Annotated in this window: 11 protein-coding genes and 2 tRNA genes; 4 read left to right on the top strand and 9 right to left on the bottom strand. The window is 38.7% G+C overall.

What is annotated here, in order from left to right:
• From KO02_RS00675 to KO02_RS00650, 6 genes are all read right to left on the bottom strand, one after another.
• Positions 1-1,701 carry a sodium:solute symporter gene (locus KO02_RS00675; protein WP_038694954.1) on the bottom strand — a complete coding sequence of 567 codons (1,701 nt, stop codon included), beginning with the start codon at positions 1,699-1,701 and terminating at the stop codon, positions 1-3.
• 105 nt (positions 1,702-1,806) lie between these two features.
• Positions 1,807-2,007 (bottom strand): hypothetical protein, encoded by a 201-nt coding sequence (locus KO02_RS00670; RefSeq protein WP_038694952.1) that lies wholly within the window; start codon positions 2,005-2,007, stop codon positions 1,807-1,809.
• Between the two features lie 13 nt (positions 2,008-2,020).
• A complete protein-coding gene (locus KO02_RS00665) occupies positions 2,021-4,477 on the bottom strand; it encodes a PIG-L family deacetylase (RefSeq protein ID WP_038694950.1) in 2,457 nt (818 codons plus the stop codon).
• Positions 4,478-4,770: 293 nt separating this feature from the next.
• Complete coding sequence (locus KO02_RS00660) at positions 4,771-5,025, bottom strand: DUF6952 family protein (RefSeq protein WP_038694948.1); 255 nt, start codon at positions 5,023-5,025, stop codon at positions 4,771-4,773.
• The gene (locus KO02_RS00655; RefSeq protein WP_021189265.1) at positions 5,006-5,320 is read right to left on the bottom strand and encodes a thioredoxin family protein; all 315 of its coding nucleotides are present in this window, start codon (positions 5,318-5,320) and stop codon (positions 5,006-5,008) included. Before KO02_RS00655 ends, KO02_RS00660 begins: the two co-directional genes overlap by 20 nt.
• A 95-nt stretch (positions 5,321-5,415) precedes the next feature.
• The gene (locus KO02_RS00650) at positions 5,416-6,048 is read right to left on the bottom strand and encodes a peroxiredoxin (RefSeq protein WP_038694946.1); all 633 of its coding nucleotides are present in this window, start codon (positions 6,046-6,048) and stop codon (positions 5,416-5,418) included.
• Between the two features lie 240 nt (positions 6,049-6,288).
• On the opposite strand from KO02_RS00650, the gene KO02_RS00645 reads away from it, so the two are divergent.
• Positions 6,289-6,369, top strand: a tRNA-Tyr gene (locus KO02_RS00645).
• A gap of 91 nt (positions 6,370-6,460) precedes the next feature.
• A tRNA-Arg gene (locus tag KO02_RS00640) sits at positions 6,461-6,532 on the top strand.
• 76 nt (positions 6,533-6,608) lie between these two features.
• Here KO02_RS00640 and KO02_RS00635 read toward each other — a convergent pair.
• Positions 6,609-7,784: an MFS transporter gene (locus tag KO02_RS00635; protein WP_051959704.1), complete on the bottom strand. Its 1,176-nt coding sequence runs from the start codon at positions 7,782-7,784 to the stop codon at positions 6,609-6,611.
• A 246-nt stretch (positions 7,785-8,030) separates the two neighbouring features.
• Here KO02_RS00635 and KO02_RS00630 point away from each other — a divergent pair, with 246 nt between their 5' ends.
• Positions 8,031-8,531, top strand: coding sequence for an SRPBCC domain-containing protein (locus KO02_RS00630; RefSeq protein ID WP_038694944.1), 501 nt, complete (start codon positions 8,031-8,033; stop codon positions 8,529-8,531).
• A 200-nt stretch (positions 8,532-8,731) separates the two neighbouring features.
• Positions 8,732-11,917, top strand: coding sequence for a S41 family peptidase (locus tag KO02_RS00625; protein WP_038694942.1), 3,186 nt, complete (start codon positions 8,732-8,734; stop codon positions 11,915-11,917).
• 136 nt (positions 11,918-12,053) lie between these two features.
• On the opposite strand, the gene KO02_RS00620 is transcribed toward KO02_RS00625, so the two are convergent.
• Both KO02_RS00620 and KO02_RS00615 read right to left on the bottom strand, forming a co-directional pair.
• Positions 12,054-12,647 carry a lactate utilization protein C gene (locus KO02_RS00620; protein ID WP_038694940.1) on the bottom strand — a complete coding sequence of 198 codons (594 nt, stop codon included), beginning with the start codon at positions 12,645-12,647 and terminating at the stop codon, positions 12,054-12,056.
• Entirely contained in the window at positions 12,644-14,029 is a 1,386-nt protein-coding gene (locus tag KO02_RS00615; RefSeq protein ID WP_038694938.1) for a lactate utilization protein B, read from the bottom strand. Before KO02_RS00615 ends, KO02_RS00620 begins: the two co-directional genes overlap by 4 nt.
• Positions 14,030-14,035 lie beyond the last annotated feature (6 nt).

The raw sequence follows: 14,035 nt of genomic DNA, 5'->3' as shown, positions 1-14,035 counted from the left end.
CTATCCGATTGGGTAGCTTTTTTTACGGTCCATTGTTGCGGCTACGTATGCCAAGAGCATCACCGAGAGACATCCAATCACATTCAACCATAAAAAGGCAATAACATCCATCTTCCAAATGGTAAAAACGATGACTTCAGATAGAATTGCCGCATAAAATACGGCTCTTCCTCCTACCCTTTTCATGTAAAAAGCAACAATAAAAATACCGAGTATAGTACCATAAAATAAAGAGCCCAATATATTGACCGCTTCGAGAAGATTGCCGAGCTTGCTGGCATATAGCGCCACAGCAATGGAGAATACTCCCCAAAACAAAGTAAACATACGGGACCAAAAGAGATCCTGATGTTCTGTAGATTGTTTATTGATAAATCTTTTGTAAATGTCAACAGTACTGGTGGACGCCAATGAATTGATTGCACTGGCTGTTGAACCCATGGAGGCAAGAAAGATGACTGCGATAAGCAAGCCAATTAAGCCCTTGGGGAAGGTGTTGGTGACAAAGGATAGGAATATATAGTTATTATCGTTGGTCTCTGCAGTAGGATTGTTTTTCTTGATTAAATCGACTACCTCAGTGCGAATATCATCAAAGTTTTCATTTGACTGTTGGAGTGCTGTTCTTGCTTCATCTATTGCAGACTGGTCATCCCGGTCAATAGCTGTTGTCAAACGATCGATAGTAACCCTTTTTTCATTACTTATTGCAACTTGTTTTTCTTCTAGAGCACGATATGAGCTGCTGTATTCACTTTGCTTTAACTTATCTATCTCTACTTGGTTAAAGAATATGGGAGGCGTATGGTATTGATAATAGACAAAAACAAGCACTCCGATAAGCAAGATGCAGAACTGCATGGGTATTTTCAGCAGACCATTCATTAATAAGCCAATTCTACTTTCTTTTATCGATGAGCCTGTTAAGTAACGACCTACCTGGCTTTGATCTGTTCCGAAATACGAAAGTTGTAAGAAAAAACCACCAATGATCCCTGTCCACACAGTATATTGATTATTCAGATCAAATGTAAAATCTATGGCATTGGTCTTACCCGATTTTCCGGCAATATGAAGCGCTTTAAATAGACCAATATCGCTTGGCAATAGTTTTACGACAAGTATACCAGCCACCAATAGCGCTCCAAATATGATGCTCATTTGAAGCATTTGTGTATGGGAAACCGCTTTTGTTCCACCATATGTCGTATACATCACGACAATACTTCCAATCAATATTGTTGTTAATGATAAATTAACGTGCAAAATGCTTGCGATAATAAGTGCAGGAGCAAAAATACTGATACCTGTTGAAATACCACGCTGAATCAGAAATAGCAAAGCAGTCAACCCTCGGGTTCGAATATCAAAGCGTTTTTCTAAGAATTCGTAAGCCGTAAATACGCGAAGTTTATGAAAGATAGGTACGAAAGTGATACAAAGCACAATCATGGCCAATGGTAGACCGAAGTAAAATTGGACAAAGCTCATTCCCGAACTATATGCAAGCCCAGGAGCAGAAAGAAAGGTGATGGCGCTCGCCTGAGTGGCCATCACCGAAAGTCCAACGTGGTACCAGGGCAAAGATTGGTTGCCAAGAAGATACCCATCAATATTTTTGATTCCTCGACTCTTGTACATGCCATACAGCACGATGGTCAAAAGTGTCAGAATGAGAACTATCCAATCAATCGTACTCATGAAAAATATTTCGTGAATAGATAGAGTAATAGTATGACCAGAAAAAGACTACAAGCAACTAGGCTATAATAGCGTTTCCATTTGGTCGATATAAACGTATTGCTCCTATCTGTCACTTGGTCTTTGAGCATAAAAGAAGTTATTGAAGAGAATGGCAATAACTAAACCAACTACAGCCCCACCTATAATACTTAAAAAAGTTTCGTTTGCAGTGAATGAAATTAAAGCTCCAAATATGACACCGATTAATACGATTAATCCTTTTGGACTTGGTGCACATGTGTTGTTTTCAACTTGATTTTCCATTGTATTGTATGTTTTATTTTGATTTTGATAACAAATTTACAAATAATCTGTAAGCTCCGGGAACTCCAGCAGGCAATTGTCTGAAAAATGACAATGATGTATAGACAAATCTACCACTTCCATAGTTAGTAATCAAGAGCGATCCCTTGTGTAGCGGTTCATCTTTGTCTTGTAACTTTATCGGTGTTTGGTAATGGCTATCGATATCTTCGGCAAAATATAAACCTCTTTCCTGTACCCAGTGATCAAAATCTGCTTTCACAATCTTATTAGGGTAATTGAAAACAGGGTTTTGTTCGTCAAAATGTACTTCTGCCAATTCATCCGTCACCCTACTATTCCCGATTCTGAACGGATAGGGACCAAATTGATTCGACAGCAATTTATTGTTCACATTGTACTGCTCCAAGACCGTACCTCCATTTTTAACATATTCAAGAATCTTGGGGCTTATCTTTTGCATAGCTTTCAATACATTGAAAGCTCTTATTCCTACAATGATTGCGTCATATTGTGATAGATTTTGATGCAGGATTTGCGCTTCGGTCAATAAGTCTACCGATATCCCTATTGCCTTTAGCGATTCAGGGATAAGGTCTCCAGCTCCTACTAAGTAACCAATTTTTTTAATCGGTACATCCAATTGTAGGTTGCTTACTTTTATTGTTAAATCTGGAAACCAGGTAATGGTTGGAATATGCTCATAATGAATCTCACGGTTGATTTTGACCTTTTCATTAGTGCTACCAAAAATAAATGATAGAGTGTCTAATCGGGTCTCTTTTGACAGCGCTTGTATGGTGATTTCCTTACTTATTTGTGCTGTGCTTTCAGTAAATTTTAATTCTAGATCACCTGGTGAAATTTGCCAATTCCCATTGATAATTGGCTTGACAGTTTCCGTTCTATCTTTTGTATTGCTTTGATTTGTAAAAGTTAGCGTTATTTGTTGTGCTTTATTGTTTTGGCTTAGCACTACATATTGATCTAACGATGCGGTTATTGCGGGAGAAATGGCAATCGGATTATAGATTTCACCCCTAACAGGATCGGTATATTTATATTGTATCGGTTTGGTATAGCTAAAGGCCCTTCCATGTATAATTAAACCAAATGTTACCGATGGATAATCTGGATTTTCAGGTTCTCCAGTTTTGTTAAAATCAGAGAAGTGGAAACGACCGATGCTACTAGGCGCATTTAACCAATAGGGCTGCGTGGTAGACACCGCTGGAAAGGTACTTTGAAAACTCATCAAGGTATTACTTTCCAAAGACTGGCTAATGTTCTGTCCATTTATTGCAGTAAGTTGTATTGGAGTAGCATCTGTCCTGATAATAATCTCATTTGTTACTTTTATAGCGTCGCCATTGGAGTAATGCGGAGAATCTGCTATACTTTCGATTCTAATACCAGCACAAGCGAGTATTAAGTCTTTGATCTCATTTGTTTTTTGTTCTTTCCAATATGGATTGTCAATTTTATCGACCAATTCCAAAACTTCGAACAGCTTAGGAATTGATTTATCGGGAGAGTCGACCCGATAATCCGCATTAATCTCTTTTATTTTTTGACTGATAGTTCTCCCATCCGTTATTCTTGACCAAGTTTGGTCTATATCTTCGAAAATATCTTTTTTAGCAGGTTTACCGGCTACAAATTCAAAATATTCTTGCGCTTTTCCAACTTGAGCAGCACTTCCGAATCCTTGACTTTTGTGCGAGGAGCGACTTTCTGCTGATATTTCGCCGTAAGATTTGCCAATCAAGGGGTTATATTGCCCAATTTCAATTTGCATCTGACTATCGTTTATAGTATTCAGGCTACTGAAATTATAGGTGTTCCATAGCAACCGAGTCGCTTGCCAAGGTTTTACAAGCTTGAGTTGTTCTGGAAATCTTGTTGGGTCTGCCGCTGCAAGAAATGCTTCCTTGGCTAGGATAGCCGAAGCTTGATGATGGCCATGTCCACCTCTTGAATCTGGCGGAAATCGCGTAATGATTACATCGGGACGGAATTTTCTAATGATCCAAACAGCTTCTCTCAAAACCTGCTCTTTATCCCAAAAATTAAATGTTTCTTCAGAAGTCTTAGAAAACCCAAAATCAAATGCTGAGGTAAAAAATTGCTCGCCCAGATCGATTTTTCGTGCAGCTAGAAGCTCTTGTGTTCGGATGAGGCCAAGTTCAATTCCCTGCTCTGTACCAATTAAGTTTTGTCCACCATCGCCCCTAGTGAGCGATAGATAACCCGTCCTGAGGTGTTTTTCTTGGGCTAGCCATGCGATTAATTTGGTGTTTTCATCATCTGGATGGGCCGCAAAATACAAGACCGAACCTAAGACTTCTAATTTTTCTAACTTGGATTTGATTAGCGCACTATTCCAACTTGTTGTTGCTTTTTGAGCATGGGCATGATGAAGAAATACCCAGCATATTAGTACGTTGGTAAATAGAATTGATTTTAGCATAGATTAAAGGTAATTAATTCTGTGATTAAATAAAAAACGGAAATTCCGTGGGGAGAATTTCCGTTTCTAACAATTAAAATATTTTCTTAAAATCTATCCTTTTAGTTTGTTTTTGGGGATAGCAAATTCTTTAAGTGGTAACCTTTATTACCGCTAAAGATAGTATAATCTTTATTGCAGTTTAGCATTAATTTAAAACAAGTTTTCCACAAAAATAGGCTTATAAACATTTTCACACTAAAAATGAGGGCCTTATTGCAGAAACTTAGATAGACTAAATGCTAAAATAAAAATTATTTATCGATTGAACCTAGCACACGCTTCATAAACATGTTCATTGCGTCTTTCTTGCTATTTCCTTCTTTGACCAATTTATCGACCTCAACTGCACCATAAAGATTAGAGATTAACTCACCTATTACATCAAGTTCTTCATCTTTTAAAGGCGCTTCAACTAAAGATTCTAATGTCTCAATAGTTTCTAATACATAGTCAACATCGTTTTGCTCGATAAATTCTGTGATATGTTTAATTACTGGAAGCTTCATTGAATAAGTCGATTAAGGCGTCAAATTTATTTGTTTGTACTTGATTTACTAATTTACCATTTTTGAAAGCCGCAAAAGTAGGTAAGTTATTTACGTTTGCTAATTTTCTAGACTCTGGAAATTTCTCGGCATCAGCGATTACGAAAGTTACATTTTCATTTTCTGTTGCCAATTTTTTGAATTTTGGTTTCATAATTTTACAGTTACCACACCAAGTAGCCGCATATTGAACCATTACTATATCATTGCTGTTTACAATTTCTTGTAAATTATCGTTTTCTAATTCTTGTACCATGATTATTATGTTTATGTATTGAGAAAGATGAATAAACAAAGGGGATAAGGACTATCCCCTTTGTTAAAGACTTGTGCAAGTCTTTAAGTATTGTTTTAGTTACCAGCTAAATAGCTAGCTACACCGTCACGAGTCGCATTCATTGCTTCTTTTCCTTCTTCCCAGTTAGCAGGACATACTTCACCGAAATTCTGAACGTGTGCATAAGCGTCGATTAAACGTAAGTATTCTTTTACATTACGACCTAATGGCATATCGTTTACAGATTCGTGGAATACGCGACCTGTTTCGTCGATTAAGTATGTAGCTCTGTAAGCAACTGCAGAACCTTCAACTAAAGTACCGTACTCTGGATGCTCTACTTCTTTAATGTCTAAAATACCTAATACAGAAGATAAGTTACGTGTAGTATCCGCTAAAATTGGGTAAGTTACACCTTCGATACCACCGTTATCTTTTGCAGTATTTAACCAAGCGAAGTGAACTTCGTTCGTGTCACATGATGCACCAATAACGATTGTGTTACGTTTTTCGAATTCTGGTAAAGCCTCTTGAAAAGCGTGTAATTCTGTTGGACAAACAAAAGTGAAATCTTTTGGATACCAAAACAATAATACTTTTTTACCTTCTTGAACTGCTTTTTCGAAAATGTTTATTTGCAAATTATCACCTAAATAATCGATCGCATCTACGGTGATGCTTGGAAAACTTTTACCTGTAAAACTCATAATATATCTTTCTTTTTTGTTGATACAAAGATACCTGAAAATTGGGTAAAAACGAATCGATTTTATCAATGAGGTATCGTTAAAATCTATTTTTACATTGCTGCAACAATAACTTTTATCGATATTTTTTTTGAAAAAATTATTTTGGATATATCAGACAAATTGATACGCTTTGTAGCGTTCCATAAGGGAATTGAGATTCAATAAATTTTAAGCCCTTATATTTCACAAAATTATACTGGGGGGGTTCCAGAGCGGTCAAATGGGACGGACTGTAAATCCGTTACTTCGGTTTCGAAGGTTCGAATCCTTCTCCCCCCACAGTATTTTTTCTCTCCTTTTTTTTATCAATATTTTATTTGAAATAAGTTTGGGATTGCGCGATATATTTAAAATATTTGCATAACCTTTTGGCCCCGTAGTTCAACGGATAGAATAGATGTTTCCTAAACATTAGATAGCAGTTCGATTCTGCTCGGGGCTACTTAATGAATAATCAGCTCTTGAAATTGTACATTTCAAGAGCTGATTTCGTTTTTCTGATAAATAATTTTCGCCATTTATTGTCTAAATACTTTCAGTTTCGATGCCATAATAAACAACATAATGCCAAAGAAAGCAAATACGCCGTAAGAATAACGTAAACTAGTCAGTTCTGCAATATAGCCGATTAACGGTGGCCCCATTAAGAACCCGAGGAAGCTGATGCTCGACACCATCGCTAAGGCCACTCCTGAGGGAATTACTTTGTTTTGTCCGGCCATACTATATACCGTTGGAACATTGCAGGCTACACCTATACCTACCATCATAAAGGCAAGCGTACAGACATAGAAATATGGAAATATAACGGAAGTCATCATTCCTAAAAACATCAATATTCCACTAATTTGTAATGTACGTTTACGACCGAGCCTAACGATGACCGCATCGCCAATAAATCTACCTAATGCCATCATCACCATAAATGAGGCGTAACCTACGATAATTAGATGCTCCGGAGCATGAACAATTTCCTTAAAGTATACACCACTCCAATCAAACATGGCTCCTTCTGTAGCCATACTAAAGAATCCAATGATGCCCAATTGTACCAAGCTGCTTTCTGGTTTCGAGAAAAATGAAGTTTTTTTAGCCTGTGTTGCAATACCAGGTATTAAATAACGCTGGTTTATAAGGGTATTGGCTAAGATGAGTACGAAGATAATCATAAAATGAGGAATGGTATCTACCGCTATATTCATAGTAAGCAAGCCAATAAGTGCTCCCGTAAAACCAGCAATGCTCCAAGCCCCGTGGAAGGAAGACATAATCGACTTTCTAAAAATTTTTTCAGCAGCTACACCTTGTGTATTGACCGCTATATTGCACATGTTTCCTATAACGCCAAAGAAAAACAGCACTGCTCCGAGTTCCCAAGCATTACGAGCAAATCCAACCAAGCATAAGATCATCGCATAGATGATGGCTACAATACGTAAAACCTTAGCGCTACCATAGGTGGTTACCAATTTTCCCGATAGGGCCATGGTCACCAATTGTCCTACAGGCAACATCAGTAGAATCGTTCCCAATTGACCTTCAGTGAGCGCTAAGCGTTCCTTGATAATTGGGATACGACTTGCCCAAGAGGCAAATGCTAGACCTTGGCAAAAGTAAAATAGTGATACTGCAATCCGGATGCGATTGCGATTTTTATATAGCTCTTCTTCAGAGTTTATTAAGGCTGCGTCCATTGTTGATGGTTATGAGTGAGCAAAGTTACATGGAAGAATTTAATTTTTCAGCGATTGGTTTGTACACGGTATTTTATTTAGTGTTTTGATTAGCTTTTGATAGTTACTGATTGATACAGAACAGTTAATTTATAAAACAGTTTTACGAAAAAACAACTATTTACTATAACAAACTATCGATTTTCCCGTTCAATAAAATGGGAATAGGATATTTTTTCCTTACATGCATAGTTAATTCAATCTATTATGGATACTTCGAATAAAGCTACTTTTACCTTTTCTAAGGATAAAAAATCAGTTGAAATAACCCGTCATTTTAACGCTCCTCTACCATTGGTATGGAAGGCGTGGACGGAGGCGGCTATTTTGGATAAGTGGTGGGCGCCAAAACCATGGAAATCAGAAACCCGAAAGATGCTGTTTGCTAATGAAGGCCAGCGACTCTACTGTATGTGCGGCCCTGCAGGAGAACGCAGTTGGGGTTTAATCACTTTTCATGATATAAAACCACAAGTAGGTTTTGCTATAACGGATGCGTTTTGTGATGAATCTGGAAGGGTTAATAATGATTTCCCATCTACGCATTGGGAAATCAGATTGGAAGAGAAAGAAGGTACGAATTTAGTAAATGTGTTGACTTCTAGTAAAGAAGAAGACATGAAGCAGCTGATTGATATGGGTTTTCAAGAAGGGTACGCTATGGCGTTAGACAATCTAGAAGAGTGGCTTCGTGGACAAAAGACATAATCCATTAGCACATAAGTAATAATGTAATAAATATACGGGTTGCTTCGAGTTTTTGTGAATATATAACGGTGGTTTAGTCTTTTGTAAAAGAGATATTCTGCTTTTGTAATATTGCAAATACCTAGCAAATAATATCGTTTTTTAGGAGGTTCGTGATTAACTTTGTTATAGGGCAAAAATCAATTAGCCTCCTGAAAAGTATGATTAAAAAATTATTAATGGGTGCCTGTCTGGCCTTTAGTGGCGGTACGTTTGCTTATGGGCAGCAACAACCCACATTTCTATCACATCCCACACTAAGTCCAGATGGGAAAGTTCTTGTATTTAGTTTTGAAGGTGACCTTTGGAAAGTAGCAGTTGAGGGCGGAGTTGCCGTAAGATTAACGGGGATGGAGGGGAATGAGATAAATCCACGGATATCACCAGACGGTAAACAGCTGGCTTTTTCAGCGAATCAAAATGGCAATATGGATATTTATATTATGCCATTAGCAGGCGGTGACATTAGACAATTGACCCATCATGAAGGATCTGATGAGATTGATAGCTGGAGTTGGGATAGTAAATCCGTTTACTTTACCTCTACTCGCTACAATCGGATGAGCAGTTACCAAGTAAGTGCAACTGGTGGTACCGCTAAACGCTTATTCCCACATTTTTTTAATTACATCAGTCAAGTTGTAGAGACACCATCCGGCGAGTTGTTATTCAACGATAGTTGGGAAGGCTATAGTTCAGCCAATCGAAAGCGGTATAAAGGAGCATTCAATCCAGATATCAAATCATACAATCCCAAAACTAAAGCATTTAAGCAATACACAGATTATAACGGAAAAGATTTTTGGCCTACTGTTGATCAAAATGGAACTATTTATTTTGTTTCTGATCAAGAGAACTCAGAATATAACCTGTATCAGATTCGAAATGACAAGCCGGTGGCCTTGACAAAATTCTCAGAGTCGATCAAAAGACCATATGTAGCTGCAGATGGTAAAACAATAGCTTTTGAAAAAGGATACCAAATTTTCCTTTATGATGTTGCATCCAAAAAGGTGACGCAACCAACCATCGCCTTAAGTAGAAATCAGGTACTGAGTAAGAGTAAAGAATTTAATGTCAATAACAGCATTAGTTATTTTGACGTTGCTGCAGATGGTAAAAAGATGGCCTTTGTTTCCAGAGGGGAGCTCTTTGTTTCCGACAGCGAAGGGAAGTTTGTTCGCCAAATGCCTAGTCAAGGTCAGCGTGTTATGGAGGTGAAATGGCTGAAGGATAGCAAAACGTTACTCTATAGTCAAACTTATCAGGGCTATCTCAATTGGTACAGTCGGAGGGCGGATGGTGTTGGTGAAGTGAAGCAACTGACAGAGGATCTCCGCAATAACAGGGAGATTGCATTTAGCCCAGATTTGTCAAAAGCGGTTTATTTAAGTGGTCGAGATGAGGTGCGGGTATTGGATTTGGCGAGTCTAAAAAGTAAGACAGTTGTAAAAGATGAGCTTTGGGGCTTTCAAAATGCTACTCCATCCTTTTCTCCAGACGGAAGGTATATCCTATTTACGGCCATTCGCAATTTCGAACAAGATATTTTTGTTCATAATTTGAGCACAGATCAAACCATAAACTTGACCAATACCGGAGTGAGCGAAACCTCCCCTTCTTGGTCTCCAGATGGAAAATATATCTATTTCGCAAGTAACCGTACGAAACCAGCTTTCCCTACAGGAATGCAGAATTCGAGTATTTTCAGAATGGCATTGGAGAATTTTGACGAACCTTATCGAAGCAATAAATTCGACGAACTTTTTAGCCAACCTGTTAAGAAAGATTCTGTATCGGAAAAAAAGCTTGATGATAAAAACCGCGATAAGGGTAGAAGTGAAGAAAAGGTAAAAGACTCAACAGTAGAGCAGGATAAAAAGAAACTATTGATTACAATAGATATAAAGGGCTTACGTGACCGAATTGAGCAAGTAAGTCCAGCTTTTGGAACACAGTCGGACCCTATAACGATCCAAAAAGGAGAAAAGAACTATATGTTCTTCTCGTCTAATCATGAAGGAAAGTACGGATTATACCGAACCATTTACGAACCTTTTGAGGGTACCAAAACGGAGAAAGTAATCGATGGAGGAATCGCTCAGTTTACGGAGGCTAACGGGAAATATTTTATACTGAATAAGGGTACGATTCAAAAATACAATCTCGAACAAAATAAATTGGACGGCGTAAGCTTCAATTTCAGATTTAACCGTGATTTGGAGAACGAGTTTAAGCAAATGTTTTATGAAACTTGGGCTGGTTTAGAGGAGAATTACTATGATAGTACATTTCATGGCATCGACTGGGCTGCGATGAAAAAAAAGTATGAACCCTATCTTACAGGAGTCAATGACCGCAACGATTTAAGGATTTTATTGAATGATATGTTGGGCGAATTGAATTCTTCTCACTTAGGTTTTACTTCAATGGGAGTTGAAGAGCGCAAACCATTTGGATATGTGACCAATGAAATCGGAGTGTTATTTCAGCAGGACAATCCTTTTCACATAGCTCGTGTAGTTGCTAATAGTCCAGCATCACGTAAGGAAATCAATCTGAAAGAAGGTGATGAAATCATCGCTATCAATGGTCAAAAAATAGATCCAAAAGTAGATCGTGATACTTATTTTACATGGCCATCCCTAGCTGAAGAAATACAATTAACAGTAAAGCGGTCGGGTAAGGAGATGCAGGTCAATATTCGTCCTTTGTCAAGTACAGCATTTAAGGATCTCATTTATGATGAATGGATGAAAAGCAATCGTGGGAAAGTAGATGAATGGAGTAAGAACCGTATTGCTTATTCGCATATGAAAAATATGTCTGGATCAGAGTTACAACGTTTTTTGATTGATATGGCCGAGCAGGAAAATAATAAAGATGGAATAATATTAGATCTTCGTTATAATACAGGAGGCAATGTTCATGATGAGGTGTTGCGCTTTCTTTCGCAGCGCCCTTATTTGAAATGGCAGTATCGCGGAGGTCAGATGGCACCACAAAGTAATTTTGCGCCTGCAGCAAAGCCGATAGTTCTCTTGATCAATGAACAGTCTTTAAGTGACGCAGAGATGACCGCAGCAGGATTCAAAGAGTTGAAACTAGGGAAAATCATCGGAAACGAAACCTACCGATGGATTATTTTCACTTCAGCAAAAGGATTGGTAGATGGTTCGAGCTATCGTTTACCTGCATGGGGTTGTTATACATTAGATGGTAAAGATTTGGAATATACAGGTGTAGCTCCTGATATCCTTGTTAAAAATACCATACAGGATAGAACTGAAGATAAAGACCCACAGTTGGAAAGAGCTGTACAGGAAATATTAAAGGATTTGAAATAACAAGACCCCTTCTAATAAAAATAGCAGACCCCAGTGGGGTCTGCTATTTTTATTAGAAGGGTATACGATGTTCCCTTTTATTGTGTGTATCCTCTTATGCAAATGCATATAACAAGACAATTGAATTCTTAGACCATTACTCGCTTGGTTTCAAGAAGAATACGGTTAGACTTCGAGCCCCCTGTGCACCACGCACCAAATAAGCTCCGATATCTGCTGTGGCCGAAGGGCCCATCACAAAACAACCGTAGGTCGAAGCTTTAAAATCAATCTCTCGGTATGCTGTGTGCATATTTTCTGTAATTAAATCAGGATCTAGTAAAATAGCCAAATGTTGTGATAAAAATCCAAGGGAGTTCACCTGCAGCGAATTTTCAGTCAACCAGACCATACCCATTTCCGCCACGCCAAATTCCGCTCTGATGATACCAAGGTCTACATCGTCTAAATCTCGAGGGTGTGCGATAGCCGTGAGTTTTTTGTTCCCCTCCCATTCTAGTGTAGCAGAACAAGTAACCGCTGCATTTGGAAGGGTATCGCGCATGATTTGCTGTGCCTCAGCAATGCTGGAGACATCATAGGTATCCCCTCCCGCAAGCCCAAGATTTACGATAAATTGTTCTTTCAGATTTGTACCTTGCTTTTCAAAAGTCGGCAACTCTGGGTAATCCACCTTTTGATCAGGAAGATTTTGACGGATAGCCGCTAATAATTCGTCTAATGAACTCATTTTTTCAATCTATTTTTAATGTACCAATCACGGAAAGTTTCTTTTTTGATTTCTGGCAATTCGCGATGTATTCCCCAGGCATTTAGTTTTTTATTATATAATACCCAGTTCGGAGTGAGCTTCATACCGTAATAAGCTGCTTTTTCTGCCAATCTGAATAATTTTGGATTAGCAAATACTTTTTCTACTGCGCCAAAGGCATAGTGAAGTGCTTTTGAAGATTCATTGATTTTTACCATCCGTTGTCTCCATAATCCTATTTGCTCTGCAATATTAATGCGTACAGGACAGACTTCCGAACAAGAACCACACAACGACGAATGGAAAGGTAGTTCGCTGAATTTTGTTTCATCAAAGGTTGGGTCGATAATGATTCCGATCGGACCTGAGTAAGTGGCTCCATATGCTAAACCACCACTGCGGCGGTATACAGGACAGGTATTCATACAAGCGCCACAGCGAATACATTTCAAAGATTTCCAAAAATCCTCCATTCCCAAGCGTCGACTTCTGCCATTATCTGTCAGTACAATATGCATTTCAGTACCCGGTTCTCTAGGGCCCATAAAGTGCGAGGTATATCGAGTCGCAGGAGTCCCCAGTGCACTACGAGATAGCAGGCGGATAAATAATCCTAAATCTCTTGATTTCGGAAGTATTTTTTCTATTCCGATACTGGCGATATGAAGTGGTGGTATGCTTGCCGTTAGATCTGCATTTCCTTCGTTGGTGCACACGACAAAAGCCCCTGTTTCCGCAATCGCAAAATTAGCTCCAGTAAGACCAGCATGCGCTTCTAAGAATTTGGGACGGGCATTATTCCGCATGGCTTCCGTCAATTGAAGAGGATCGTCTTCATTCGGATCAGTACCTATTGTTCGTGCAAAAAGTTCAGCGACATCTGCCGTTGTTTTATGGATGGCAGGCATCACGATGTGGCTAGGCATCTCCCCCGATAGCTGTTGAATGCGCTCTCCAAGATCTGTTTCGATTAATTCGATGCCCCGCGCTTCAAGGAATGCCCCCATTTCACACTCTTCCTGCAGCATCGATTTGCTCTTAACTATTTTGGTCGCATTATGGCTTTTTAGGATATCATATACAATCTGGTTGTGTTCTACATCATCTTTTGCAAAATGAACGATTACGCCACGTTTTGTCGCTTCCGTTACAAATTGGGCTACATATTGATCTAGATGCGTGAGCGTATGCTCTTTTATCTGTGAGGCTAGATCGCGCATGTGTTCCCATTCTGGAATGCCCGAAGCCGCCAGGTCACGTTTCATACGTGCGTTCCAAAGGTTTTTATCATGTGTCGGCTGGTGTATATCATCCATGTAGATGAAATCAGCCGCATTTTGGTCAACTCTAACTTTACTCATTTTAAC

The sequence above is a fragment of the Sphingobacterium sp. ML3W genome, from assembly GCF_000747525.1.
Lineage (GTDB): Bacteria > Bacteroidota > Bacteroidia > Sphingobacteriales > Sphingobacteriaceae > Sphingobacterium.
The sequence above is the reverse complement of the archived record's forward strand: the minus strand, read 5'-3'. Positions and strand labels throughout refer to the sequence as shown.

Coding starts and splice junctions, on each gene's coding strand:
- KO02_RS00675 (WP_038694954.1), bottom strand. CDS start 1,701: ATGAGTACGATTGATTGGATAGTTCTCATTCTGACACTTTTGACCATC.
- KO02_RS00670 (WP_038694952.1), bottom strand. CDS start 2,007: ATGGAAAATCAAGTTGAAAACAACACATGTGCACCAAGTCCAAAAGGA.
- KO02_RS00665 (WP_038694950.1), bottom strand. CDS start 4,477: ATGCTAAAATCAATTCTATTTACCAACGTACTAATATGCTGGGTATTT.
- KO02_RS00660 (WP_038694948.1), bottom strand. CDS start 5,025: ATGAAGCTTCCAGTAATTAAACATATCACAGAATTTATCGAGCAAAAC.
- KO02_RS00655 (WP_021189265.1), bottom strand. CDS start 5,320: ATGGTACAAGAATTAGAAAACGATAATTTACAAGAAATTGTAAACAGC.
- KO02_RS00650 (WP_038694946.1), bottom strand. CDS start 6,048: ATGAGTTTTACAGGTAAAAGTTTTCCAAGCATCACCGTAGATGCGATC.
- KO02_RS00635 (WP_051959704.1), bottom strand. CDS start 7,784: ATGGACGCAGCCTTAATAAACTCTGAAGAAGAGCTATATAAAAATCGC.
- KO02_RS00630 (WP_038694944.1), top strand. CDS start 8,031: ATGGATACTTCGAATAAAGCTACTTTTACCTTTTCTAAGGATAAAAAA.
- KO02_RS00625 (WP_038694942.1), top strand. CDS start 8,732: ATGATTAAAAAATTATTAATGGGTGCCTGTCTGGCCTTTAGTGGCGGT.
- KO02_RS00620 (WP_038694940.1), bottom strand. CDS start 12,647: ATGAGTTCATTAGACGAATTATTAGCGGCTATCCGTCAAAATCTTCCT.
- KO02_RS00615 (WP_038694938.1), bottom strand. CDS start 14,029: ATGAGTAAAGTTAGAGTTGACCAAAATGCGGCTGATTTCATCTACATG.